General features: G+C 70.8%; 18 protein-coding genes and 2 pseudogenes. 14 read left to right on the forward strand and 6 right to left on the reverse strand.

Annotated features, from left to right (window positions below):
* Positions 1 to 10 precede the first annotated feature (10 nt).
* The 5 genes and pseudogenes from ACFY0K_RS13065 to ACFY0K_RS13085 all read left to right on the forward strand — a co-directional run.
* Positions 11 to 1516, forward strand: coding sequence for a CHAD domain-containing protein (locus tag ACFY0K_RS13065; protein WP_390639880.1), 1506 nt, complete (start codon positions 11 to 13; stop codon positions 1514 to 1516).
* Positions 1517 to 1621: 105 nt separating this feature from the next.
* The gene (locus ACFY0K_RS13070) at positions 1622 to 3604 is read left to right on the forward strand and encodes a TIGR03960 family B12-binding radical SAM protein (RefSeq protein WP_382731296.1); all 1983 of its coding nucleotides are present in this window, start codon (positions 1622 to 1624) and stop codon (positions 3602 to 3604) included.
* Between the two features lie 1741 nt (positions 3605 to 5345).
* Complete coding sequence (locus ACFY0K_RS13075; RefSeq protein ID WP_390639881.1) at positions 5346 to 6635, forward strand: MFS transporter; 1290 nt, start codon at positions 5346 to 5348, stop codon at positions 6633 to 6635.
* Positions 6636 to 6863: 228 nt separating this feature from the next.
* On the forward strand, positions 6864 to 7607 hold the full coding sequence (locus ACFY0K_RS13080; protein WP_390639882.1) for a glucose 1-dehydrogenase: 744 nt from the start codon (positions 6864 to 6866) through the stop codon (positions 7605 to 7607).
* 122 nt (positions 7608 to 7729) lie between these two features.
* Positions 7730 to 8194 (forward strand): annotated as a pseudogene (locus ACFY0K_RS13085) (transposase); the annotation flags it as partial.
* Here the strand turns inward: ACFY0K_RS13085 and ACFY0K_RS13090 are convergent.
* The 3 genes and pseudogenes from ACFY0K_RS13090 to ACFY0K_RS13100 form a co-directional block, all read right to left on the reverse strand.
* Positions 8194 to 8475: pseudogene (locus tag ACFY0K_RS13090) on the reverse strand (recombinase family protein); the annotation flags it as partial. The pseudogenes ACFY0K_RS13085 and ACFY0K_RS13090 overlap by 1 nt on opposite strands.
* Before the next feature lie 160 nt (positions 8476 to 8635).
* A complete protein-coding gene (locus tag ACFY0K_RS13095) occupies positions 8636 to 9325 on the reverse strand; it encodes a DUF899 domain-containing protein (RefSeq protein WP_390639883.1) in 690 nt (229 codons plus the stop codon).
* A gap of 134 nt (positions 9326 to 9459) precedes the next feature.
* A complete protein-coding gene (locus ACFY0K_RS13100; protein ID WP_390639884.1) occupies positions 9460 to 10452 on the reverse strand; it encodes a 4,5-dihydroxyphthalate decarboxylase in 993 nt (330 codons plus the stop codon).
* Between the two features lie 84 nt (positions 10453 to 10536).
* Between ACFY0K_RS13100 and ACFY0K_RS13105 the strand changes: the two genes are divergently transcribed.
* From ACFY0K_RS13105 to ACFY0K_RS13125, 5 genes are all read left to right on the forward strand, one after another.
* A complete protein-coding gene (locus ACFY0K_RS13105; protein WP_390639885.1) occupies positions 10537 to 11238 on the forward strand; it encodes a TetR/AcrR family transcriptional regulator in 702 nt (233 codons plus the stop codon).
* Between the two features lie 288 nt (positions 11239 to 11526).
* A complete protein-coding gene (locus tag ACFY0K_RS13110; RefSeq protein ID WP_390639886.1) occupies positions 11527 to 12276 on the forward strand; it encodes an SDR family oxidoreductase in 750 nt (249 codons plus the stop codon).
* Between the two features lie 53 nt (positions 12277 to 12329).
* Positions 12330 to 12938, forward strand: coding sequence for a VOC family protein (locus ACFY0K_RS13115; protein ID WP_351955020.1), 609 nt, complete (start codon positions 12330 to 12332; stop codon positions 12936 to 12938).
* Between the two features lie 92 nt (positions 12939 to 13030).
* Entirely contained in the window at positions 13031 to 13312 is a 282-nt protein-coding gene (locus ACFY0K_RS13120) for a DUF6400 family protein (protein WP_390639887.1), read from the forward strand.
* A 91-nt stretch (positions 13313 to 13403) separates the two neighbouring features.
* Entirely contained in the window at positions 13404 to 14441 is a 1038-nt protein-coding gene (locus ACFY0K_RS13125) for a polyphosphate kinase 2 family protein (RefSeq protein WP_390639888.1), read from the forward strand.
* A gap of 195 nt (positions 14442 to 14636) precedes the next feature.
* On the opposite strand, the gene ACFY0K_RS13130 is transcribed toward ACFY0K_RS13125, so the two are convergent.
* The gene (locus tag ACFY0K_RS13130; protein WP_351955017.1) at positions 14637 to 14990 is read right to left on the reverse strand and encodes a DUF805 domain-containing protein; all 354 of its coding nucleotides are present in this window, start codon (positions 14988 to 14990) and stop codon (positions 14637 to 14639) included.
* A 171-nt stretch (positions 14991 to 15161) separates the two neighbouring features.
* Between ACFY0K_RS13130 and ACFY0K_RS13135 the strand changes: the two genes are divergently transcribed.
* From ACFY0K_RS13135 to ACFY0K_RS13150, 4 genes are all read left to right on the forward strand, one after another.
* Complete coding sequence (locus ACFY0K_RS13135; RefSeq protein WP_390639889.1) at positions 15162 to 16022, forward strand: hypothetical protein; 861 nt, start codon at positions 15162 to 15164, stop codon at positions 16020 to 16022.
* A gap of 117 nt (positions 16023 to 16139) precedes the next feature.
* The gene (locus ACFY0K_RS13140; RefSeq protein WP_390639890.1) at positions 16140 to 16904 is read left to right on the forward strand and encodes a TIGR03936 family radical SAM-associated protein; all 765 of its coding nucleotides are present in this window, start codon (positions 16140 to 16142) and stop codon (positions 16902 to 16904) included.
* A gap of 276 nt (positions 16905 to 17180) precedes the next feature.
* Entirely contained in the window at positions 17181 to 21326 is a 4146-nt protein-coding gene (locus ACFY0K_RS13145; protein ID WP_390639891.1) for an Rne/Rng family ribonuclease, read from the forward strand.
* Positions 21327 to 21579: 253 nt separating this feature from the next.
* Positions 21580 to 22374 carry a class I SAM-dependent methyltransferase gene (locus ACFY0K_RS13150; RefSeq protein ID WP_390639892.1) on the forward strand — a complete coding sequence of 265 codons (795 nt, stop codon included), beginning with the start codon at positions 21580 to 21582 and terminating at the stop codon, positions 22372 to 22374.
* Positions 22375 to 22504: 130 nt separating this feature from the next.
* Here ACFY0K_RS13150 and rfbC read toward each other — a convergent pair whose 3' ends face one another.
* Both rfbC and ACFY0K_RS13160 read right to left on the reverse strand, forming a co-directional pair.
* Entirely contained in the window at positions 22505 to 23098 is a 594-nt protein-coding gene (gene rfbC, locus ACFY0K_RS13155) for a dTDP-4-dehydrorhamnose 3,5-epimerase (RefSeq protein WP_390639893.1), read from the reverse strand.
* Between the two features lie 47 nt (positions 23099 to 23145).
* Positions 23146 to 25179 carry a glycosyltransferase family 2 protein gene (locus ACFY0K_RS13160; protein ID WP_390639894.1) on the reverse strand — a complete coding sequence of 678 codons (2034 nt, stop codon included), beginning with the start codon at positions 25177 to 25179 and terminating at the stop codon, positions 23146 to 23148.
* Positions 25180 to 25221 lie beyond the last annotated feature (42 nt).

The following is a 25221-nucleotide window of genomic DNA, read 5'->3' on the forward strand; positions in this document are numbered from 1 at the left end:
GATTCAACTCATGGCGGATACGAAGCGCGAAATCGAGCGCAAGTATGAATCCGAAGACAGCGGCCTGCCCGACCTGACCGGCGTCGCAGGAGTGGCGAACGTCGTCGACAAGGGCACCGCCGACCTCGACGCGACCTACTACGACACCTCCGACCTGCGCCTGGCGTCGGCCAAGGTCACCCTGCGCCGCCGCAGCGGAGGCAGCGACGCCGGCTGGCACCTCAAACTCCCCGTCGCCCCCGGCGTCCGGGACGAGATCCACGCCCCCCTCTCCGACACGCTCCCCGACGAACTCGCCGCCCTGGTCCGCTCCCGGGTCCGCGAGGGCCAGCTGGTCCCGGTGATCCGGCTGCGCACCACCCGCGACGTCCGGCACCTCGTCGGCGCCGACGGCGCCCTCCTCGCCGAGGTCAGCGTGGACCGCGTCCGGGCCGACCGGCTCTTCGGCGGCGACGGCAAGGCGGAATGGACCGAGATCGAGGTGGAACTCGCCGACGGCGGCGACCCCGCCTTCCTCGACAAGGTGGAGAAACGGCTGGGCAAGGCGGGCGTACGCCCCTCGAAGTCCCCGTCGAAAGTCGCCCGCGCCCTGGCCGAGACGAAGGGCGGCAAGCCCCGCCCGCCCAGGACCGGATCCGCCGCGCCCGTCACGGCGGGCGACCACGTCATGGCCTACGTCCGCGCCCAGCGCGACGCGCTCGTCGAGCTCGACCCCGCCGTCCGCCTGGACACCGAGGAGGGCGTGCACGACATGCGGGTCGCCACCCGCCGGCTGCGCAGCACCTTCCGCACCTTCGGCAAGGTCCTCGACCGGCAGGTCACCGACCCCGTCGCCGACGAGCTGAAATGGCTGGCCGGCGAGCTGGGCGTGGGCCGTGACCAGGAGGTCCTGGCCGAACGCCTGATGTCGGCCCTCGCCGCCGTACCCCCCACCCTCGTCCACGGCCCCGTCCACGACCGTATCCACCACTGGGCCGAGGCGAGCGAACGCGGCTCCCGCAGCCGGCTCCTCGGCGTCCTCGACTCGGCCCGCTACCTGGCGCTCCTCGACACCCTCGACGCCCTGGCCGCCGACCCGCCCCTGCTGAAGGCGGCCGCCAAGAACCCCGAGCAGGTCCTCACCAAGGCCCTGCACAAGGACTTCGCCAAGGTCACCCACCTGATCGAGACGGCCATGGCCGAGCCGCCCGGCCACGACCGCGACCTCGGCCTGCACGAGGCCCGCAAGAAGGCCAAGCGCACCCGCTACGCGGCCGAGGCAGCCCGCCCCGCCCTCGGCAAACGGGCCAAGACCATGGTCAAGTCCATGAAGTCCCTGCAGAGCCTGCTCGGCGAGCACCAGGACAGCGTCATGGCCCGCGAGATCCTGCGCGAACTGTCCGCGGTGGCCCACGCCGCCGGGGAGAGCGCGTTCACGTACGGGCTGCTCCACGGCCGCGAGGAACAGCGGGCGGCGGCGGTCGAGGCGGAGGCGCCCGGGGCCTGGGCGGACATCAAGGACAGGGCACCGGTGTGATCCGGGCGTACGGGGGAGTCCTCCGACCGGGTTAGGCTTGATGGTCACCCTTCCCGGCCACCGGCCGGAGGGCGCCCCCCCAGCCACCACACAAAGGTCCGCGAGATGCCTGCCGAAGCCGCCGCCCGGGTCGCTGAGTCTGTGTTCCCGCAGCTCGAAGCTCTGCTCCCGCACGTGCAGAAGCCGATCCAGTACGTCGGCGGAGAGCTGAACTCCACGGTCAAGCCGTGGGAGACCTGCGACGTCCGCTGGGCGCTCATGTACCCGGACGCCTACGAGGTCGGCCTGCCCAACCAGGGCGTCATGATCCTCTACGAGGTCCTCAACGAGCAGGAGGGCGTCCTCGCCGAGCGCACCTACAGCGTGTGGCCGGACCTGGAGGCGCTGATGCGCGAGCACGGCGTCCCCCAGTTCACCGTGGACAGCCACCGCCCGGTGCAGGCCTTCGACGTGTTCGGCCTGTCCTTCTCCACCGAGCTGGGCTACACGAACATGCTCACGGCCCTCGACCTGGCCGGCATCCCCCTGGAGTCCAAGAACCGTACGATCGACGACCCGATCGTCCTCGCGGGCGGCCACGCGGCCTTCAACCCCGAACCGATCGCGGACTTCATCGACGCGGCGATCATCGGCGACGGCGAGCAGGCCGTCCTCGACATGACGAAGATCATCCGTGAGTGGAAGGCGGAGGGCCGCCCCGGCGGCCGCGAGGAGGTCCTCCTCCGCCTCGCGAAGACCGGCTCCGTCTACATCCCGGCCTTCTACGACGTCGAGTACCTCCCCGACGGCCGTATCGCCCGCGTGGTCCCCAACAGGTCGGGCGTCCCGTGGCGCGTCTCCAAGCACACGGTCATGGACCTCGACGAGTGGCCCTACCCCAAGCAGCCCCTGGTCCCGCTCGCCGAGACGGTCCACGAGCGCATGTCCGTCGAGATCTTCCGCGGCTGCACGCGCGGCTGCCGCTTCTGCCAGGCCGGCATGATCACCCGCCCGGTCCGCGAGCGCTCCATCACCGGCATCGGCGAGATGGTCGACAAGGGCCTCAAGGCGACGGGCTTCGAGGAGGTCGGCCTGCTCTCGTTGTCGAGCGCGGACCACTCGGAGATCGGCGACATCGCCAAGGGCCTGGCCGACCGCTACGAGGAGGACAAGATCGGCCTGTCCCTCCCCTCCACCCGCGTCGACGCCTTCAACATCGACCTGGCCAACGAACTGACCCGCAACGGCCGCCGCTCCGGCCTCACCTTCGCCCCCGAGGGCGGCTCGGAGCGCATCCGCAAGGTCATCAACAAGATGGTCTCCGAGGACGACCTCATCCGCACCGTCTCCACGGCCTACGGCAACGGCTGGCGCCAGGTGAAGCTGTACTTCATGTGCGGCCTGCCCACCGAGACCGACGACGACGTCCTCCAGATCGCCGACATGGCGACCAAGGTCATCGCCAAGGGCCGTGAGGTCTCCCGCTCCAACGACATCCGCTGCACCGTCTCCATCGGCGGCTTCGTCCCCAAGCCCCACACCCCCTTCCAGTGGGCCCCGCAGCTCTCGGCCGAGGAGACGGACGCCCGCCTGGAGAAGCTCCGCGACAAGATCCGCGGCGACAAGAAGTACGGCCGCTCGATCGGGTTCCGCTACCACGACGGCAAGCCCGGCATCGTGGAAGGCCTGTTGTCCAGGGGCGACCGCCGCATCGGCGCCGTCATCCGCGCCGTCTACGAGGACGGCGGCCGCTTCGACGGCTGGCGCGAGCACTTCTCCTACGACCGCTGGATGGCCTGCGCCGACAAGGCCCTCGCCCCCCTCGGCGTCGACGTCGACTGGTACACCACCCGCGAGCGCACCTACGAGGAGGTCCTCCCCTGGGACCACCTCGACTCGGGCCTCGACAAGGACTGGCTCTGGGAGGACTGGCAGGACGCCCTCGACGAGACAGAGGTCGAGGACTGCCGCTGGACCCCGTGCTTCGACTGCGGCGTGTGCCCGCAGATGGATACGGCCATACAAATCGGCCCGACCGGCAAGAAGTTGCTGCCTCTTACGGTCAAGAACGCGGGTCCGTCGCCGGCTTCGAGCGGTCACACGCACTGAGGTGAGCGAGGCACTCGATCGGGTGGTTGAGGCGCTGGCGGGGGTGAGCGAGGAGGAGGTGGCTGCGGCGTTGGCTGCGGCGAGCCTTCCACGTCCTCGCCCGCCGGCGCCGTCGGTTCCCTCCCGGACGCCGCTGCCGAGTCCTGTACGGGCCTCGCAGATCGTCTCCGAGGTGGAATGGGCCTGAGCAAACAGCGGCCCCCGAAACGGCCGTCCGCGGTTGCCCGCATTGCGGGTGGCGGGCCGCAGTAGGAGGGGCCGGGCAGCATCTGTCGTGCTGAGCGTTGCCACCAGCAGTTCCTTTCGAGCAGCAAAGACCCGGGTGAGTACTGCGGGTTGGACGGGACCGGCGTCTCATGCCCCATCGGTGTCGCCCCCGTGAAGACTGATCGCGGGCGAGGATAGAGCGCGTGCAGCCACGGCCTTCTCCTCATCAAGACAGGGCCCAGTGATGTCGAGCCTGCAAGTCGCAGACTGCGGGTGGGGTCCACTTCTTGCAGGCGTGCTCGCCACCCCTGGCCTCCACGTTGGGTGTGGCGCCTGAACCGCTGGAGTCAACGCTTGCGTATATGCACCACAAATCTTTGAGCTGCTGGCTGATGGGGATCTTTGAAAATCAAGGTTCTGTCAGCGAACCTGCCCCGGCGCGTCGCCTGGGGACCGTCCTGTTCCGGGGTGCCCGGTCGCGCAGGACAAACAGGGTCCAGCCGCGGCCAGCTGGATCGAGTGGTCTGGTCGCGGCGGTGAAGAGCTCTGCGGCCCTGCGGTAGGAAAGCCGTCCTCGGCCGGTCACCGGGCAGCGGTCAGCTGCCGGTGTGGAGGCGGGGGCCCTCCGGTCGGTGACGAACACCGGCCCCGCGGTGCGCCCGGCCAGCAGCATGGGCAGCAGGCGTGCCGTGCCCCATCCCCAGCTCAGGGCTGCTGCCGCGGGCGCCCTGGTGCGTCGGCTGGGTAGGTCGAGGTGGTCGATGTTGAGGGCGAGTACCTGTTCGACGGGGGCTCTCGACTCGTGGAGGAGGTGCCACAGAGTCAACTCCCTGAGCGGAGCCCGCAAGGCGAGGGCGGCACGGGCCCGATCCTGGACTGCGGCAGTCACCCCGGCACCCGCGGACGCACCCGAAGGGTCCAGTGCCGGTCCAGGACACAACGCCGGCGGTGCCAGTCCGGAGGCCGGGTCTGCGGTGATCCAGCCTTCTGCCAGCCACCAGGCCGTAGCGACTCGAAGGCAGGCCAGTTCGCGGACCAGTGTGCGTAGCTCCGCCTCGGCGGCACGGTCGGCCAGTGCCCGTTGCAGCCGCTCCGGGGCCTTCGGGTCGTCGAGCAGGGCAAGAGGAACGACGGGCGGGTGGGCCCCCCGGCGCTCACGACCGGTCGGAGCCCGGCGATCGACCAATGGCCAGGACCACCCGAGCAGCGAGATGCGGTAGACGCGGCGGGACGCGCTGCCGAGATCGGCCGCAGCGAGATAACGATCAACGGCTGCGCCGTACTCCACCGGTGCCGGGCGAGGTGTCCCCACTCCGCCGGTTTGATGCTGACTCATACTGGCCACCCGCAGTAAATGAGCTCCATGGAGGATACCCCATCCTTTTGTCGCTGAGCCTACCATCAGGCATGTTGCAGTAAATACAGGCCATTTACTGCGCCAATTATCCGGAAGGGGAATTAATCGTGGAAGACTCAGATTTATTTCTCGGAAAAGCTTGCAGGGGATAGGCTGACGGAGGAAAAGTGCGGAGCCATGACGCTTCGCACTCGCCCGCCCGCTGCCTCCAAGCCCCGGACAGCCACTCACCGCCTGCGCACGCTGCGGTACCCCCGGTTCCGCCGCTTCCTCATCGGCCAGAGCACGTCGTTACTCGGCACCGGGATGAACACCATCGGAACGACCTTCGCCGTGCTGCAGATGCCTGGCGGCGGGGTCAACGCCGTCGGCATGGTGATGGCGGCGCGGATCCTCGCGGTGCTGGTCGTACTACTGCTCGGCGGCGTTTTCACCGATCGGCTCGGAGCCCGTGCGGTCATGCTGACAGCGGATCTGCTCCGGTTCACCGCTCAGGGCGCGCTGGCCGTACTGCTACTCACTCATAGCGTGAGGGTATGGGAAGTGATCGTGCTGGCGGTGGTCCTCGGTATCGGTGAGGGAGGGTTCAGCCCGGGCCTGACGGCTCTGGTGCCCGGCCTCGTTCCTGCAGATGACCTTGCGGACGCCAACGCACTGCTGCAGATCGCCCAGGCTGTGACCTCGGTCGCAGGCCCGGGTCTGGCCGGTCTGCTTATCGCTGTTTCTGATGCGGGCATCGTGGTCGCTGTCGACGCGGTCAGCTACGGCGTGAGCGCCCTGGCCCTGGCTGGACTGCCCCTGTCGCAGTTGGCCACGCCCCGCCGTGGGTTGTTCACCGACCTGGGGCGCGGCTGGAAGGAGTTCACCTCCCGCACGTGGCTGTGGGTCACAACCCTTCATATCAGCCTCTTCAACTTCGTCCTCTGGGCACCGTTCCTGGTGCTGGGACCGACTCTTGCCCAGCAGCGGCTCGGTGGTGCCAGTTCCTGGGGGTTGGTGCTGGCCCTGTACGGCATCGGCTCAATCGGCAGCGGCCTGGCACTGCTCGGCAGGAACCCCAGCCGGGCACTCGTCTGGTCCGTGGCCGCATCCGCGGGCTGGGCACTCCCGGCAGCAGCGTTGGCGGCGCGATTGCCGCTGGGCTGGGTGGCCGCCGCCGCACTCCTCGCAGGGGCTGGTGCAGCGGTGTGTAACACCCTCGTGGCGACCGTCATCCAGCGCGAGATCCCCGCTGAGGTCCGCGGACGAGTCAGTGCGTTCGACAGCCTGGGCGCCTTCGCCCTGGGGCCGCTCGGGTTGGCCTTGGCAGGGCCGACATCGGACGTCGTGGGGGCGGACCGGCTCCTCGGGCTCGGTGTGTTGTGGCAACTGACCGCGGTCGGGGTGGTACTGGCGCTCCCGCCCGTTCGACGGCACGGCGCAAGGTGCCGGGTGGAGTTGTCTCTCTTCGAGGGGCGGAGGAGATAGCGACGGTGTTTGGCGGTGAGTTCGAGCAGCAGTGGCGATGGATGTTCATCAGTCTTGACGGCGCTCATGCCGCCGCGTGTGTGGTGGCGCTCGCATCTGACGCGGGTTGTGTCCCCTTGTATGAGAGTGCTCCACCAGGTAGGTGGGTTCCTAGGAGGTTTCACTCTTTCGAGGCCACTTGGTGGTATGGGTGTTCGCACAGACGGGTCATCAAGGCAGGGAGAGATCATGGCGGTGCTCACAGGCAAGACAGCTGTCGTTACCGGAGGCTCGCGGGGGATAGGCCGGGCTATCGTGCTGCGGCTCGCGCGGGATGGAGCGAGGGTGGTCTTCAACTACGCGCAAGCCCGAGAGGCTGCGGATGAGGTCGTGCGACAGGCGAAGAAGGCAGATGGGAACCTCGTTGCGGTCCAGTTGGATCTGGCCGAGCCCAGCGCAGCCGAGGAGTTGTTAGCTACTGCCGAACGTCAGTTTGGTGGCCTGGACATCCTGGTCAACAACGCGGCTACGCATACCGAAGTCGCGCCCATCGCGCAGACGGAGGTGGCCGATTTCGACAGAGTGATGGCCGTGAACGCGAGGTCGGTTTTCCTCACGGTGCGTTACGCGGCGCGGCACATGCGCGATGGCGGGCGGATCGTGAACATCTCCACTCTCAATACTGTTTTCCCCGCACCCGGCAACGCCCCATATGCAGCCAGCAAGGGCGCCCTCGAACAGCTGACCTTGGTTGCTTCCCGCGAGCTGGGCGCGCGGGGTATCACGGTCAATGCTGTATCGCCCGGCGCCACGGACACCGATCTTCTGAGAGCGGCCAACGAGCCGGAGGAGTTGGCGATGGCCATCGGCATGACGTCGCTCGGACGCCTCGGCCAGCCCGAGGACGTGGCGGACGTCGTCGCCTTCCTTGCCGGACCGGACGGACGGTGGCTGACGGGGCAGAACATTCGTGCCAACGGAGGCGTCCTCTAGCCCCGCGCTTTCATGAAGCGGGCTGTCCGGCAGCCGGTCAGGAAAGCAGAAAGTGCCTCTGACCGGCAAGAATGAGGATTGTCGAGGTCCTTGTTCCTGTCACCGCCGGAGGCACTTCCCAGGTGAAACACTCTAACGGGTCCGATCCCCGCGTCCGTGTCCAGGACGACGGCCGCCAGGTCGTCTCCCAGGCCGGGTCGGTCCTGCTCGTCGAAACGGTCCGCAAGACCGGCCTTGACCAGGCCATATCCGCCGCTCTGGCTCCGTGGCGCAAGCCACGGGCCGTCCACGATCCCGGCAAGGCCCTCCTGGACGTCGCCCTGGCGGTCGCACTGGGCGGGGACTGCCTCGCAGACATCGCGATGCTGCGGTGTGAGCCGGCCGTCTTCGGCCCGGTCGCCTCCGACCCAACCATCTCCCGCCTGCTCGACACCCTCGCCGCCTCCGGCGAGAAGGCCCTTCAGGCCATCCGGTCCGCACGCTCTGAAGTCCGTAACCGGGTCTGGTCGTTGTCCGGCGAGAACACCCCGGACGCAGACGGCCAGGTCATCGTCGATCTCGACGGCGTCCTCGTGATCGCGCACTCCTTCGTGGCCGACACGTTCAGGTCGCTGGCCACGCCGACGACTCGGCTGCCGCGGTCCACGGCCAGCTTCCGGAGGTCGAGTTCCTGCCGTACGGGCGACGTCGTGTCATCGGTGAGTACCGACAGTCGCACAGACAGCAGGGCTCGTGGGGCGTCGTCGGGTAAGAGCGCTTCGGCCCTCTTCAGCTCTTCCAGGAGGGCTAAGTCCGCCCTCGTCCATTCGGCCTCAACTGAGTACCGAGCGCGTTCAGTTGGGGTGCGCGTCCTCGTTCGCTTCGCCATGACCAGCACCGGAGCGAATGTGGCACCGTTGGGGTATAGCCGCATATGGACACCAGCATCCAGATCGCCCCACCGGCAAGAAGCTGTTGCCGCTGACGGTCAAGAACGGTGTGCCGGCGTCCGGCGGGCACGTGCACTGAGGCCGCCGTAGGTGGCGGGGTCAGCCGGAGGCCGGACCGTAGAGGGCGGCGATGCGCTCGGACGTCGCCCAGCGGCTGTAGGTCGGGGACTGGGGCCAGCCCTCGGGTGAGTCCTGCCATTCCTCCTGGCGTCCGTACGGGAGGAGATCGATCAGGGCGAAGCTGTGGCTGAGCTGCTCGGTGCCCCGGCCGTCGGTGTGCCAGGTGCGGTAGACGGTGTCGCCGTCGCGCAGGAACACGTTGACCGCGAACCCGCCGTCGGGCGGTGCGCCGACGTCCGACCCGAACGGGCTGCCGGCCGTCGAGTACCACGCCATCCGGTTGCCGACCCGGTGCTTGTAGGCGAGCGCCTCTTCGATCGGGCCCTGGGTGACGACGACGAATCGCGCGTCGTAGGGGTCCAGGAAGTCCAGGCGGGTGAATTGCGAGGTGAACCCCGTACAGCCCGGGCACTGCCATTCCTTCCCGGCGAACCACATGTGGTGGTAGGTGATCAGCTGCCTCCTGCCCTCGAAGACGTCCGCCAGCCGGACGGGACCGTCCTCGCCCTCCAGCGCGTAGTCGGGCATCCGCACCATCGGCAGGCGGCGGCGCTCGGCGGCGATGGCGTCGAGTTCCCGGGTCGCGGCCTTCTCCCGGGCCCGCAGTGTCCTGAGCCGCTGCTCCCAGGTCGCGGCGTCGACGACGGGGGGTAGCGCGAGGTCGGTCATGGTGTCCTCACAGATCTCGTGGACGGCTTCGGCTTGTACGGGGGCAGACCGCTCAGGACCCGCGAACTCATCGGCCGGCCGGCGAACGGGGCGGCTGGGGACGGTGGGCGCGGGCACCGGCGTGCCGTTCGCGCTCAGGTGCCGAGGAACTCGGGGACGAAGATGTCGTCGCTGGTGAGCAGCCGGCGGGAGAGGCCCTGCTCGTGGTGGTAGCGCAGGAACGTGTCGACGGCCTTGCGGTTGGCGGCGACGCCGTAGGGCCACCAGTCCTCGCCCAGCAGACGCAGGTTCTCCTCGAACAGCTTGCTGAACCAGGGGGTCACGAGGCTCATGTGCTGCTTCGCGGCGTCCTTCAGGTACTTGCGCCGGGCGAGGTCCTTGGCCTCGCCGAAGGCGCGGTAGACGGCCTGGAGCAGGTCGGTCCGGTGAGCCAGTTCCCTGCGGACGGCGACGATGTGCATCGGCGGGAAGATCCCGGTGCGCCGGTAGTAGTCGCGCTCCACGGTCTCGTGGTCGGGGAAGAGCCGGGCGACCGCCGGTGAGTCGTTCAGCACGGCCCGGGGGACGTCGACCGAGATGAGCGCGTCGATCTCCCCGGATTCGAGCATGGCGCTCAGCGTCCGGCCCTCCGCCGCGTGCCGCACGTCGACGCCGGCCGGAACCGGCTGCGGGATCCAGTCGAACGCGGGGACGGGGTGGTCCGTGCCGCCGATGACCCAGCGGCACTGGTCGGGGGTCACGCCGTACTCGTCCGACAGGATGCCCTTGGGCCAGACGCCCGCGTCGTGACCGTAGAGCGCGAACTCGCCGATCGTACGGCCGGCCAGGTCCTCCGGTTTCCGGATCCCGGCCGCGGTGTTCACGTAGACGGCGGAGTGCCGGAAGTTGCGGTTCGGGAAGACCGGCAGTGCGACGAACGGCGCGTCGTCGAGGTCGAAGGTGCGCAGGAAGTAGGTCAGGCCGAACTCCGCCACGTCGTACCGGCCCTCGCACATGCCGCGGAAGATGTCCGAGACCAGCGGTGCCGTCTCGAAGGTGGCGTCCACGCCGTCGACCCCGACGCGGCCGTCGAACAGTGCCTCGGTGTGTTCGTAGGCGTAGGCGCCGATGGTCAGGTGCGTGCTCATGGGAGATCCTCGCTTCCGTCCGCGCTTCCGTGAATGAACGTTCACGTTTAGAGTGGGCCTCCGAGGCTGCAGGCGTCAAGATGAATGACCATTTACGTTGAAGGGCCGATCATGCCGCGCATCACCCCCGAGCGAAGAGAGGCCAGGCGGGCGGAGATCGTCGCCGCCGCGCGCCGCTGCTTCTCGCGAGACGGCTTCCACCAGACCTCGATGCCCGACATCGCCGCGGAGGCCGGCGTCTCCGCCGGGGCGCCGTACCGGTACTTCGCGAGCAAGGAGGAGATCATCCTCGCCATCGCCTCGGACGCGTTCCGGCTCGTCTTCGAACCCGTCGAGAGGCTGGCCGCACGCACCGACCGCGCTTCCGTGGCCGACCTGCTGGCCGCCTCGCTCGAAGCGCTGAACGCCGACACCGTCACCGACGCCGCCGGGCGCGAGGTGCCGGTCGACGAGCTGCTGCGCTGCGCCGTGCAGAGCTGGTCGGAGCTGCTGCGCAACGACGCCGTCCGTGCCCCCGCCGTCGAGGGCTTCCAGGGCGTACTGCGCGGCATCACCGACGCCCTGCGCCGCGGCCAGGCGGCCGGCACCGTCCCGCCCGCCGTGCAGCCGGAGCGCGCCGCACGGATGATGATGGGCCTGCTGCACGGCTGCCTGCTCCAGCGCGTCGCCTTCGGTCTGACCGACACAGCAGGCTTCGGCGACGAGCTGTCGGCGCTGCTGGGCGGCGTGGACGCCACGAATGGCAGGGGTGGCGCCAACGGCACGACCGGCGCGACGCCACCCTGACGTCACCGAGGGCGCGACCGCCGGGGCACGGGGCCTGCGCACGCAGCTGAGCGGCGTGGTGCGCGGGGACGGGTGAACAGCGCTGACGGGGCCGTCCGGTGGGGCCGGGGTGTGCCGGTGAGCCCGGATGCCGTTGCGCCGGGTGGGTGACAGACTGGGGTTCCCGCTCGTCGGTATGCGGGCCGGCACCTCGTCGTCGACACCACCGCACACCCCGCGCTTCGGGGGCTACCGGTGACGGCCGGCAGGCCCGCGCAGCGGGCGGTACCGGCGGACGTGGAGGCGGTCATGGCCGACGGGTCGAGCGGAGCGCACGGAGAACTGGCCGGGCAGACGGTCGTCGTGGTCGGCGGCAGCGCCGGCATCGGCCTGGAGACGGCGCGGCAGGTACGGGCGGCCGGCGGCGACCTGGTCCTGGCGGCACGCAACCCCGACCGCCTGCAGCGGGCCGCGGACGAACTGCACCCGCTGAGCACGGCCGCGTTCGACGCCCTGGACACCGCACGACTGGAGCGTTTCCTCGGGGAACTGCCCGGACAGATCGACCACGTGCTGGTGACGGCGGGCAGCCCGTCGTACACCCCGCTCGCCGAACTCGATCCGGCCGACGCGGCCCGGGACTTCGGCGCGCGGATGGCCATGATGCTGGCGGTGGCGCGGGCGGCCCGCGAGAAGGTCAGGCCCGGGGGAACACTGCTGTTCATCGGCGGCACCGGCGGCCGGCGGCCCGCGCCCGGGATGGCCGTCGTGGGCGCGGTCACCGCGGCGTCGCCGGCGCTCACCGCCAACCTGGCACTCGAGGTCGCCCCGGTCCGGGTCAATCTCATCGCGGCCGGGTTCGTGGACACACCGCTGTCCGCCGCCCTGCTCGGCGACCGACTGGAGGCGCGGCGCGAGGAGTTGCGCAGGACGCTGCCCATCGGCCGGGTGGTCGGCCCGGCGGACGTCGCCGCGCTCGCCGTGCACATCATGATCAACGACGCCCTCACCGGCGCCACTTACGACATCGACGGCGGTCAGCAACTGCTCGCGCACTGACCGCCCGCCCGCGCCGGTGTCCCCATTGCCCCTACGAGAGGGAGGCGCAACTCATGGACATGAAACTGGAGGTCGTCGTGGTGCCGGTGACCGACGTCGACCGGGCCAAGGACTTCTACACCGCGCTGGGCTGGCGGCTCGACGCGGACGTCGCCGGCGACGGGGACTTCCGGGTGGTGCAGGTGACCCCGCCGGGTTCCCCGGCGTCGGTCATCTTCGGCTCCTCGGTCACCGACCAGGCCCCGGGCTCGGCTCAGGGCCTGCACCTGGTCGTCGACGACATCAAGACCGCCCACGACGAACTGGCCCAGCACGGTGCCCACCCGAGCGACGTGTTCCACGACGCCGGCGGCGTCTTCCACCACGCCGGCTCCGACGCCCGGGTGCCCGGCCCCGACGGCAGCTACGGCTCCTTCCTGTCGTTCAGCGATCCGGACGGCAACGGCTGGCTCCTCCAGGAGGTCACCTCCCGGCTCCCGGGACGGCTCGACCCCGCGGCCACCACGTTCTCCTCGGCAGGCGACCTGGCGAGCGCGCTGCGCCGGGCCGCGGCGGCGCACGGCGAGCACGAGGCCCGCACCGGCCGCGAGGACCCGGACTGGCCGGACTGGTACGCGCGCTACCTGGTGAGCGAGCAGGCCGGGACCGAACCGCCCGTGTGAACCGGCCGTGGCCGTCCTCACCTCTCCGACCTGCTGTGATGTGTCCCACGGGCTCTTGTCCGCACCCGGAGGGCTTACCTAAATTCGGTTATATGTCCGACAAAGATGCCTCGCGTCCCGCCGAGCCGGTCGAGTTCTCCGTCGACCTCACCGGTCACGAGCTGACCCGCCGTGCCCACGTCATGGCGGCCCTGGGCGACGACTGGGACCCCGTCGAGACGGTGCGGGGCGAGGAGGAGGCGTACGACCTGCTGTACTCCGGCCTCGACCCGGAACAGCAGCGGCTGTACGACACCCTTCTCGCGGCCGGCGTCCTGCCGCGCCGCCGGGCCGGCGGAGGTGCCGGCGACGGCGGCGACGCCCCCACCGCCTGATCCTCACCCGCCAGGGGTGAGGACGTCCCCGGCGGCCGGCGCAAGCATGGTCGGTCGGGAAGCATGGTCGGTCCGGAAGGGCGGGTGGGCCATGGGCGACGACAGAGCCGACCGCATCGCGGAGTTCATCGAGCCGCTACGGGTGGAGCCCGGCAGCACGGTGCGACTCGCCGAGGACTTCGACCCCGGTTTCAGAGCCGGCATCCGCGAGAAGAAGGACGGCGTCGAACTGCTCCGCAGCGGTATCGAGCAGCTGGCCGACTACCAGCGGCGGCTGGCCGCCCAGGACACCTACGGGGTGCTGCTGTGCCTGCAGGCCCTGGACGCCGGCGGCAAGGACGGCACGATCCGCCACGTCATGAGCGGAGTGAACCCGCAGGGCGTGCGCGTGGTCGGCTTCAAGGTCCCCTCGAACGAGGAACTCGACCACGACTACCTGTGGCGCTACGCCCGGAACCTGCCGAGCCGCGGCGAGATCGGCATCTTCAACCGCTCCCACTACGAGGAAGTGCTCGTGGTCCGGGTGCACCCGGACAACCTGCGCCGCCAGAAACTGCCCGACGCGGCCCGCGGCCCGGACGTGTGGCAGCGGCGCTACCGCGAGATCAACGACTGGGAACGCTACCTGACCGACAACGGCTTCAGGATCGTGAAAATCTTCCTGAACCTGTCGAAGGAAGAACAGCGCACCCGTTTCCTCAAACGCATCGACGTACCCGAGCGGAACTGGAAGTTCTCGTCGGCCGACGTGCGAGAACGGGCCTACTGGGACGACTACCAGCAGGCGTTCTCACAGATGCTGTCCGCCACCAGTACGCAATGGGCGCCCTGGTACGTCGTTCCCGCCGACCACAAGTGGTTCGCCCGGGTGTGCACGGCCGCCGTCCTGGTGCACACCCTGATGGCCATCAACCCGCAGTACCCGCAGGTCAGTGAGGAGTCCCGCCGTCAACTGGCCGAGGTCAGGGAGGAACTGGAGGCCGAGGCACCCACGGGCGCGCCCCCGGACCCGTACGCGGCGGAGAAGAAGAACAACGGGACGAAAATCAAGAAGAGCAAGAAGAACAAAAAGAACAAGAAGGACGCGAAGCGCAAGAAGGACGCGAAGAACAAGAAGACGTCTTCATGACCGCCCCGGCGGACGTCCCACAGGGCCGGGCGGCCGACGGCCGCCCGGCCCGCCCTCCCCGACGACCTCCTGCGCGTCCTCTTCCTGGTGCTGCACCTGCGGACCGAACGCAACAGGAACTCGTCGTCCGCCGCTCGGTGGAAACCGGCGAAGGCCCGCCGGACGGTTCCGGCGGGCCTTCGGGGTGTCAGCGGGTCAGACGGCGGCCGCGTACTTGGGGTTGGCGCCGTACTGGTTCTCCTCCGGCTTGCCGTCGGAGGCGAGCCAGACGAGCACGAAGATCCAGCCGACCAGCGGGATGATGCCGACCAGGATCAGCCAGCCCGAGCGGCCGGTGTCGTGCAGCCGGCGGACCGCGACACCGAGGCCGGGCAGCAGGACCGCGAGGTTGTAGATCGCGGCGAGGGCGGCGAAGTGGATGGCGTTGCCGACGACGGCCAGCACGATCGCGATGATCACGTTGATCAACGTGAACATCCAGTATTCCTTCCTGCGCGCGCGTCCGTTGAACACCGCGTACTTCTTCAGTACGTCCACGTACCAGTTCATTACTCGTCCCCCCGGGGATCAAGGCGTGATTGTGCGCACAGCCAATCAAGCCGACATGGCCGGTTCCAATCAGATTGGCGTGTGCGGGTCAACCGTTACCGTCTCGCCGCCGTTCGGTGATCAAGTCCGGCCGAACGCATCCGCGCCGTACGCGATAGCGTCCATCCGGCCATGGACATGCAGAAGCGGCCGCAGCGGCCGCCACAACCACAGCCGCCGTCGCAGCAGCCCGAGGGATGCCTGGTCGTCGCGGTCAGAATCCCCGTGCGGATCTTCGTTTTCCTGGTCGTGCTGCCCGTACGCCTGCTCTGGGACGCCCTCGCCGCGGCCGCACGGTTCCTGTGGCGTTACGTCCTCGTCCCGGTGGGACGCGCGATCGGCCTGGTTCTCCACGCGCTCCTCGTCGTACCCCTGATCTGGCTGTACCGCCACCTGCTCACCCCCCTCGGCCACGCCCTGCGGTGGCTCTGCGCGCAGGTGTTCCCCCCGGCCGGCCGCGCGCTCGTGTGGCTCTACGCACGCGTGCTCACCCCGATCGGTCACGTGCTCGTACGGCTCCTCGTACCCGTCGCGAAGGCCCTTGAATGGGTGTTCGAGATGCTCGGCGCCGCCCTGTACTGGACCGCGCGCGTGCTCCTCGTCCTGCCCGCCCTCGCCCTGTGGCGCTGGATCCTCGCCCCGGCCGGCCACGTCCTCGCCGTCGTCCTGCGCGAGACCGGGGAGGCGCTCGGCCACGCCTGGCGGGCCGCCGGGTACGTCGCACGTGCCGTCGGACGGGTGATCGGGACCCTCTTCCGGTGGATCTTCCTGGAGCCGGCGCGGTGGGTGTACCGGACCGTCCTCACCCCGGTCGGGCACGTCGTCCGCGACCTCGTCCTGCACCCGGTGGCCAAGGCCGCCCGCGCCATCGGCCGTGCCGTCCGCCAGGCCCGCGCCGACCTCCGCCGCGCCCTCTTCGGCGAGCCGCGGCCACCCGCGCGCGTGGACCGCCGGGAACCCGGAGGCCGCGACACACGTACTCTTGATGGATAGCAGTACACAGCCGTACGGCCCCAGCGGTACGGCCCACGCACAAGAACGCACGAGAACCACGAAGGACTGACGACACTGGGCAAGCGACAGCCCGAAGGCCCGCCGCCCGCACCCGCGGTGCAGCGCATCCGACTGCGCTACACCAAGCGCGGCCGCCTCCGGTTCACCAGCCACCGTGACTTCCAGCGCGCCTTCGAGCGTGCGCTGCGCCGCGCCGAGGTGCCGATGGCGTACTCGGCGGGGTTCACACCGCACCCGAAGGTGTCGTACGCCAATGCCGCACCCACCGGCACGGGCAGCGAGGCCGAGTACCTGGAGATCGCGCTCACCGCGCACCGCGACCCGGAGCGGCTGCGCGCTCTCCTCGACGAGTCCCTGCCCGACGGGCTCGACATCGTCGACGCGGTCGAGGCACACACGTCCGGACTGGCCGACCGGCTCACCGCCTCCGTGTGGGAGCTGCGGCTGACCGGCCAGGACCCGGCGGAGGCCGAGAAGGCCGTCGCCGCGTTCAATGCCGTCGAGTCCGTCGAGGTCCAGCGCACCACCAAGAACGGCGTCCGCACCTTCGACGCCCGCCCCGCCGTCGTACAACTTGAAACACAGAGTGAAACGGCTGATAGGCCGACCGACCAGCCCTGTGCGATACTGCGGCTGGTTGTTCGGCACGTGACGCCTGCCGTACGACCCGACGACGTCCTGTCCGGTCTCCGCGCCGTGGCCGACCTGGCGCCGCCGGTCCCCGCAGCGGTGACCAGGCTGGCGCAGGGGCTGCTCGATGAAGAGACCGGCACGGTGACCGACCCGCTCGCGCCCGACCGCGAGGCAGCCGAGGCCCTCTCGAAGGCCGAACCGACTGCCGCCGCGACGGCGCCGGCGTAAGGAAGGTCCCGCGAAGGACGGACGTCGTAGCGCCGCCCTCGTACTCGGGAGCCACCTGGGTCGGGCAGCGCACCGACCAGAAGACTTTCGCCAGGCCGTCCGCGACAATGCGTACGGAACCGGCGAGACAGGACACAGAAAGCTCCTGTGCGGCGCCCGCGCCCCACACGGCGGCACCGCGCATCGCGCGAGCCGTGGACGTCACCGGCGGTCGCTCGAACCGATCGACGCCGGACCAGGCGCGGCGCCCGGGAGCCTGACGGGAGAAACGCCCGCATGCTCGAACCGACCGAGCCCACCGAGGGCTCCGAACTGAACACCCCCAGCGACACCCTGCCGCCGCGCAGGCGTCGCCGTGCCGCATCCCGCCCCGCGGGACCGCCCACCGGGACCGAGGCCGTGGCCGAGACCACGGTGCCGGCCATACCGGCCGCCGAGCCCCTCGAGGCCGTCGCCGAAGCCACGGACGAGGTCACGCAAGAGGCTGCCGGGACGGCCGAGGCCGTAGCGGCTGTCGAGGCCGCCGAGGAGGCCGCGCCCGCCCCGCGGACGCGCCGCCGTGCGACCCGCCGCACTTCCGCGCCCGCCGGCGCCCCCACCGAGGCCGCGGAGACCGTAGTCCCCGCCGCCGGTGCCGTCGCCGAGCCCGCCGAGGGCACGGCCGCGGTCGAGGCCGCCGCCGACAGCGACGAGGAGGCCGCGCCCGCTCCCCAAACGCGTCGCCGTGCGACCCGCCGGGTCTCCGCGCCCACCGCGTCCCCGGCCGCGCCGGAGGAACCGTCCGCCGTGGCGCAGACGGAGCAGGCACAGCAGCCGGAGACCGCCGAGGCCGCGGACGCAGTCACGGCCGCAGAGGCCGTTGAGACTGTTGAGGCCGTCGAGGAGGCCGCGCCCGCTCCGCGGACGCGTCGCCGTGCGACCCGCCGGGTGTCCGCGCCCGCCGGCGCCCCCGAGGCGGGCGAAGAGGCCACGGCCACGGCCGTCGCCCCCGAGGCCGGTACGGAAACCGCCGCCGACGCGCCTGAGGCCGTCGAGGCTCCCGAGGAGACCGCCTCCGTCCCCCGTACCCGCCGCCGCGCCACCCGCCGGGTGTCCGCGCCCACCGGTGCGCCCGAGGCCGCTGCCGCCGGCACGGCCGCCGCCCAGGAGCCGCAGGCCGTGGTCGCCGAGACCCCGGCCGCCGAGCCCGCCGAGGCTGCCGAGGCCGAGACGCCGCGCCGCAGGCGGCGCGTCGTGCGGCAGGCCGCCACCGGGTTCTCCGAGCCCGCCGCACGGGCCGGCGCCGAGGAGGAGCCGCAGCGCCGCCCGGCCCGGCCCGCCGTCGCCGTTTTCCAGGCGCCCGTGTTCACCGAGCCGAAGTTCCAGACCCCCGAGCGCGCCGCCGCCGAGGCCGCCGCCTCCGCCGCGGATGCCGGGGAACCCGAGGAGCCCGCGGCCGCCACGGCTGCCTCCACGTCCGCTGAGCCCGCCGCCACCGCCGCTTCCGCCGGTACGGCGTCCGCCGCCGAGCCGGCCGAGCAGGCCGAGGCCGGTTCGCGCCGCCGGCGCCGCCGCAGGGGCGCCGCGGAGGAGGTCCCGGTCACCGAGACCGCCGCCGAGGACGAGACCGACGAGCCGGAGGAGTCCGCCGAGGACCTCGCCGACGGCGAGGACGAGGCCGAGGAGTCCGGCTCCCGCCGGCGCCGCCGTCGCGGTGGCCGGCGCCGCCGCCGCGGTGACGCCGCCGACGGCGAGGGCGCCGACGACGGCACCGACGAGCTCGCCGCCGAGCAGGCCGAGCAGGATGCCGAGGACACCGCCGAGCAGGAGGAAGAGGACGACGAGGAGGCCCACGACGAGGCCGGCGGATCCTCCTCCAGCAGCCGCCGTCGCCGTCGCCGCCGCCGGCGTGCCGGGGACACCCCCGACACCGAGCCCGACGAGGGCGACCCGGAGCGCACGGTCGTCAAGGTCCGCGAGCCCCGCAAGCCCTCCGAGCCCTCCGACGAGGTCCAGTCCATCAAGGGCTCGACCCGCCTGGAGGCCAAGAAGCAGCGCCGCCGCGAGGGCCGCGAGCAGGGCCGCCGGCGCGTCCCGATCATCACCGAGGCCGAGTTCCTCGCCCGCCGCGAGGCCGTCGAGCGCGTGATGGTCGTACGCCAGCACGGCGACCGCACCCAGATCGGCGTCCTGGAGGACGGCGTGCTCGTCGAGCACTACGTCAACAAGGAGCAGGCCACCTCGTACGTCGGCAACGTCTACCTGGGCAAGGTCCAGAACGTGCTGCCGTCCATGGAGGCCGCCTTCATCGACATCGGCAAGGGCCGCAACGCGGTCCTCTACGCCGGTGAGGTCAACTTCGAGGCGCTCGGCATGGCCAACGGGCCGCGCCGCATCGAAGCCGCCCTGAAGTCCGGCCAGTCCGTCCTCGTCCAGGTCACGAAGGACCCGATCGGCCACAAGGGCGCCCGCCTCACCAGCCAGGTCTCCCTCCCGGGCCGCTACCTCGTGTACGTCCCCGAGGGTTCGATGACCGGCATCAGCCGCAAGCTGCCCGACACCGAGCGCGCCCGGCTGAAGACCATCCTCAAGAAGATCGTCCCCGAGGACGCGGGCGTCATCGTGCGCACCGCCGCCGAGGGCGCCAGCGAGGACGAACTGCGCCGCGACGTCGAACGGCTCCAGGCGCAGTGGGAGGACATCCAGAAGAAGTCGAAGAACGGCAACGCCCCGACGCTGCTGTACGGCGAGCCGGACATGACCGTCCGGGTCGTCCGCGACATCTTCAACGAGGACTTCTCCAAGGTCGTCGTCAGCGGTGACGAGGCCTGGGAGACCGTCCACGGCTACGTCTCGCACGTCGCGCCCGACCTCGCGGGACGGCTGTCGAAGTGGACCTCCGAGGTCGACGTCTTCGCCACCTACCGGATCGACGAGCAGCTCGCCAAGGCGCTGGACCGCAAGGTCTGGCTGCCCAGCGGCGGCTCGCTGGTCATCGACCGGACCGAGGCGATGGTCGTCGTCGACGTCAACACCGGCAAGTTCACCGGCCAGGGCGGCAACCTCGAAGAGACGGTGACCCGCAACAACCTGGAGGCGGCCGAGGAGATCGTCCGCCAGCTCCGGCTGCGCGACCTCGGCGGCATCATCGTCATCGACTTCATCGACATGGTCCTGGAGTCCAACCGGGACCTGGTGCTGCGGCGCCTGCTCGAATGCCTCGGGCGGGACCGTACGAAGCACCAGGTCGCCGAGGTGACCTCGCTGGGACTCGTCCAGATGACCCGCAAGCGCGTCGGACAGGGCCTCCTGGAGTCCTTCTCCGAGACCTGCGTGCACTGCAACGGCCGTGGCGTCATCGTCCACATGGAGCAGCCCAGCTCCGGCGGCGGCGGTGGCGGCAAGCGCAGGAAGCGCGGACGCGGCGGCGACGGGCACGAGCACGACCACGACGTGCACGAGACCCACGAGACCCACGAGGTCGTGGCCGACGGGGTCGTCGAGCACGCCGAGGCCGTCCACGCGGTCGAGACGGCGGCGGAGGTCGCGGCCGAGGCCGCCGAGCCCGTCGCGCTGCCCGCGCCCGACTTCGCGCCCGACGAGGAGCTGTACAGCAGCGTCGCCGAGGCGGAGGCAGCGGCCGGCCGCGGCCGTACCCGCCGCCGCGCGAGCCGCAGGGCCTCGGCCCCGGCGGGCGCGCCCAGGGGCCGTACGGCACGCACCGAGGCCGAGGCCCCGGTTCCGACCGCGCAGGACGTACCGGCCGCCGTCGAGGCGGAGCGTCCCGTGCTGCCGGAGCCGGCCGCCGCGGCGCACACCGAGCCCGTCGCGGTCGAGGACCCGGTGGTCGAGGCCGCTGAGGCCCCGGCCGCGGAGGAGGCCGCTCCCAAGGGCCGGACGCGCCGCCGTGCCACCCGGAAGGTGTCGGCGCCCGCCGGTTCCCCGGCCGGTGCCGAGACGGCCGCGGTCACGGTCGTCGCCGAGAGCGCCCCGGCCGCCGTCGCGGAAACGGCGACGGAGACCGCCGCCGGGACGGTGCAGGAACCGGCCGAGGCGGCCGCGGCAGCCGAGAGCGCCGCTCCGGCCCGCCCGCGCCGCCGTGCGGTCCGCAAGGCCACCGCGCCGACCGCGTCCGAGGAGACGGCCGTCGTGGTCGTCCCGTCGGCCGAGACGCCGGCGGAGGAGACCCCCACCGGGGCCGCCGAGTCCGCCGAGTCCGTCCAGGAGGGCGCCGAGGAGGCAGTTCCGGCCAAGAAGACGGCCCGCAAGACGGCCGCCAAGAAGACCGCGGCGAAGAAGACGGCCGCCAAGAAGACCGCAGCCAAGAAGACGGCCGCGAAGAAGACGACGGCCAAGAAGGCGGCCAAGACCGCCAAGACGGCCGCCGCCAAGTCGACGGCGAAGAAGACCACCACGGTCACCACCGCCTCCGACGAGAGCTGACGGCCACGGCCCAGCGCACCAGCGAACGGCTCCCGGTCCCATGACCGGGAGCCGTTCGCATCTGCACCGCCCGCTGCACAGTGTGACCGCCCGGACGGGAGCGGTAGCCGGGGGCGCCGGGAGAGAAGCCCCACCCGCCCGCCGGTTCACAGGGAACACTTAATAAATTGACGGGAAAGGTTACGTGCACGCTTGTCAACGAGTAACTTCGCCGAGAACCCGAACAGCGGAATCGCGACGAAAGGCCGCTTGAGTGAACCGTCATGAACTGTTGCGTGGACTGCACCGTGTCTACCGCCCGCGCAACTATCTGGAGATCGGCGTCAATGACGGTCGCAGCCTGGCGCTTTCACGTGTCGCGTCCGTGGCGATCGACCCCGCCTTCAAGGTGGTGACGTCGATCAGCTGCGACGTCCACCTGGTCCAGTCGACCAGCGACGACTTCTTCGCCCGCAAGGACCCGCTGGTGCACCTGCGGCGGGGCCGCAACCCCTTCCGCGCCCTCGCCCGCCGCGACCCGCTCGGCGTGCTCGGCGGCGATCCCACGCTGGAGCTGTCCTTTATCGACGGCATGCACCTCTTCGAGTACGCACTGCGCGACTTCATGAACGTCGAACGCCACTCACGCTGGTCGAGCGTGATCGTCCTGGACGACATGCTGCCCCGCGACGTGGACGAGGCGGCCCGCGACCGGCACACCAAGTACTGGACCGGCGACGTCTACAAGCTGGTGACGGTCCTGCGCAAGTACCGCCCCGACTTGGTCGTCCTCGAGATCGACACCGCCCCGACCGGTGTCGCCGTGGTCTTCGGCGCCGATCCGCAGAACACGGTGCTCCAGGACGCGTACGACGACATCCTCAAGGAGTACGTCACCCCGGACCCGCAGCCGGTCCCCGACGAGGTGCTCGTGCGCAAACACGCCGCGCGCCCGGAGGCGCTGCTCGCGGCCGACTTCTGGCCCGCCCTGATCCGGGCCCGGAACCTGCGCCGTCCGCGCGCCGGCTTCGAGCGGCTCCGCGGGCAGATAGCGGCCCTGGGCGGCTGACCGGCAGGACCGCCGGAACGGACGGGACGACCGACGACCGGGGCGACCTGGACGACCGGGACGGCCGTCGAGGAGGACAAGGACGAGGGGCCTCGCGGAAGATCCGCGAGGCCCCTCGGTCGTACCGGTCTCAGGCGCGCAGTTCCGCCAGGTAGGCCTGGCACGCCTCGTAGGACGGCAGCAGGCCCTCGGCCTCGGCGACGGCCAGGGACGGCGCCGCAGCGTCCTTCTCGGACAGCACCGGGGTCAGGCCCGCCGGCCACTCGATGCCCAGCTCGGGGTCGAGCGGGTGGATGCCGTGCTCGCGCTGCGGGGCGTACCCCTCCGAGCACAGGTACACCACGGTGGCGTCGTCGGTCAGCGCCATGAATGCGTGCCCGAGCCCCTCGGAGAGGTAGACCGAGTGGTGGTCCACGTCGTCAAGGCGTACGGCCTCCCACTGCTTGTACGTGGGCGAGCCGGTGCGGATGTCCACGATGACGTCCAGCACGGCGCCCCGCACGCACTTGACGTACTTGGCCTGGCTGGGCGGCACGTCGGCGAAGTGGATGCCGCGCAGGGTGCCGCGGCTGGAGACCGAGCAGTTGGCCTGCGCCAGGTTCAGCCGATGGCCCGTGGCCTCCGCGAAGTCCGCCCCCTTGAACCACTCGTGGAAGCTCCCGCGGGCGTCCGGAAAGACCTTCGGTTCGTGGATCCAGGCGCCGGCGATGCCGAGCTCCCGCATGTCGATCACATCCTTGTCGTGGTGCGTGTCCGTGGTGGTCCGGCGGATCAGCCGGTCAGCTTCGCCGCCAGGCCGCGCAGCTTCTTGCGGGCCGGTGCGGGCAGCCTGCGCACGACCGGACCGCCGACGGCGCGCAGCCGCCGCCGCAGGGCCGCCTTGCGGCGCTTGGCCTGCGTCGCGCGCACCAGCTCGGCATCCACCACGGGCAGGGTGTCGTCGAGCCGCAGCCGCCCGTTGCCGCGGACCGTCACGGTGCCCAGCGGCAGGGCCGGGGCCTTCTCGCCGTCCAGCCGGGCCGCCAGGCTCCAGCGGCCGGCCGGCACCGACTTCGCGCGCGCGGGAACGGCGATGTGGGCGCGGTCGGCCACGTTGCGGATCTCGGCGGACACCACGTGCGTACCGCCGCCGTCCCCGGAGCTGAGCACCAGCTCGGTCCTGGACGGCGCGGTCTTCGGGCGGGTGAACACGTCCAGCCGCAGCTCCGGACGGTTGCCCGGCATCCGCAGCACGGGGCGGTCCTCCAGGTACGGCGCCAGCTTCTTGCTGCGGCGGGCGACGTCCAGGGTGAGGTTGCCGTGCGGGTCGGTGAAGTACGGGATGACCGGGCGGGCGGGGGAGCCGAGCAGCGCGGGGCGCAGGCCCGTCTCCACACCGGCGACGCGGTCGGAGCCGAGCCGGGCCTTGCGGACCAGGCCGAGGCCCCGGACGCTGACCCAGATGTCCCAGAAGCCCTTGGAGACCGGGCCGCGGCCCTTCACGCCCTGGGGGCTGACCACGCCGCTGCCGCGCAGGACGACCTCGCAGGCGCCGTCGCCGAGCTCCTCGACGTGCGAGGTGAACTCGGCCGCGCACGGCCACTCCACGGCCGTCTCGCGGTTGCGCAGCGACATCTCGGCCCTGAACTGGTCCATCTCGTCCGTGACGTCGACCAGCTCGCCGGCCTCCAGCACGTCCTGGACCAGCTCCGGGTGCAGGTAGAAGCGGCCGTCGCGGCGCAGCAGGCGGACCGGTTCGGCGTTCTCGCCGTGCACCAGCCGGGCGCTGAGGGTGACGGCCAGCTTGCCGTCGGGCCGCCACTCGGCCGTCTCCAGCCGGGTCGCGCCCTTGACGGAGCTCCCGAAGCGGGCGAACCGCACCAGGCCGTCGCCGTCCCCGCGGTCCAGCAGCGTCGAGCGGACGCGGGTGAGGCCGCCGAGCCCGCCGCGCACGCCCTCGCCCATGTACTCCTCGGCCAGCGGCCGCACGGCCTCCAGCATCTCGCCGAGGTAGGCCTCGTCGTACTTGAGGACGCTGGGCTCGCTGAGCCGGCCGAGCATCTCCACCCGGTAGAAACGGCGCAGCAGCAGGTCGCGGAAGTCGCCGGGCTCGGTGTTCGCCATGACGACGTCGAGCACCTCACGGAGATTCCCGTAGTAACCCGACGGGACGATGCGCGCGGAACCCGCGTTCTGGCCGTCGTCACGCCTCGAGTAGTAGTAGCAGGTGTAGCTGCCGAGGATGGAGACGACCTTGGCGGGGAAGTACGCCTCCATCATGTACAGCTGGTCCTCCAGGCGCCGCTTGCCCTCGGGATAGGCGATCTTGTTCTCGCGCAGGAACTCCGTGCGGAACATCTTGTGCGGCGTGAGGCTGTCGTACAGCGGCGCGTCGTGGATGGTGCACTTCTCGCGGTCCGCCTTGAAGACGCCGTGCGGTACGCCCCGGAAGTTGCTGGCCACCTTGCCGATGACGATGTCGGAACCGTTGCGGTGCCCCATCTCGTACAGTCGGCGCAGAGCATCGGAGGCGAGGTAGTCGTCCTGGTCGACGAACTGGACGTACTCGCCCCTCGCCTCGCCCACACCGATGTTCCTGGGCTTGCCGGGCCAGCCGGAGTTCGGTATGTGGATCACCCGGAAGTGCGGGTGCTTCTCGGCGAGGGCGTCCAGTTCCGCGGGGCTATCGTCGGTCGAACCGTCGTCGACGAACAGGACCTCGAACTCGTTCGCGGGAAGCGTCTGCCTCAACAGGGAGTCGATGCAGGGTTGGATGTACTTACCCGGGTTGTACACCGGGATGATGACGCTCACCTTGATCGACATCTCTGTTACCTGGCTCCAGTTTTGGGATGCAGACTGCGACAT

This window comes from Streptomyces sp. NPDC001507, from assembly GCF_042894765.1.
GTDB lineage: Bacteria > Actinomycetota > Actinomycetes > Streptomycetales > Streptomycetaceae > Streptomyces.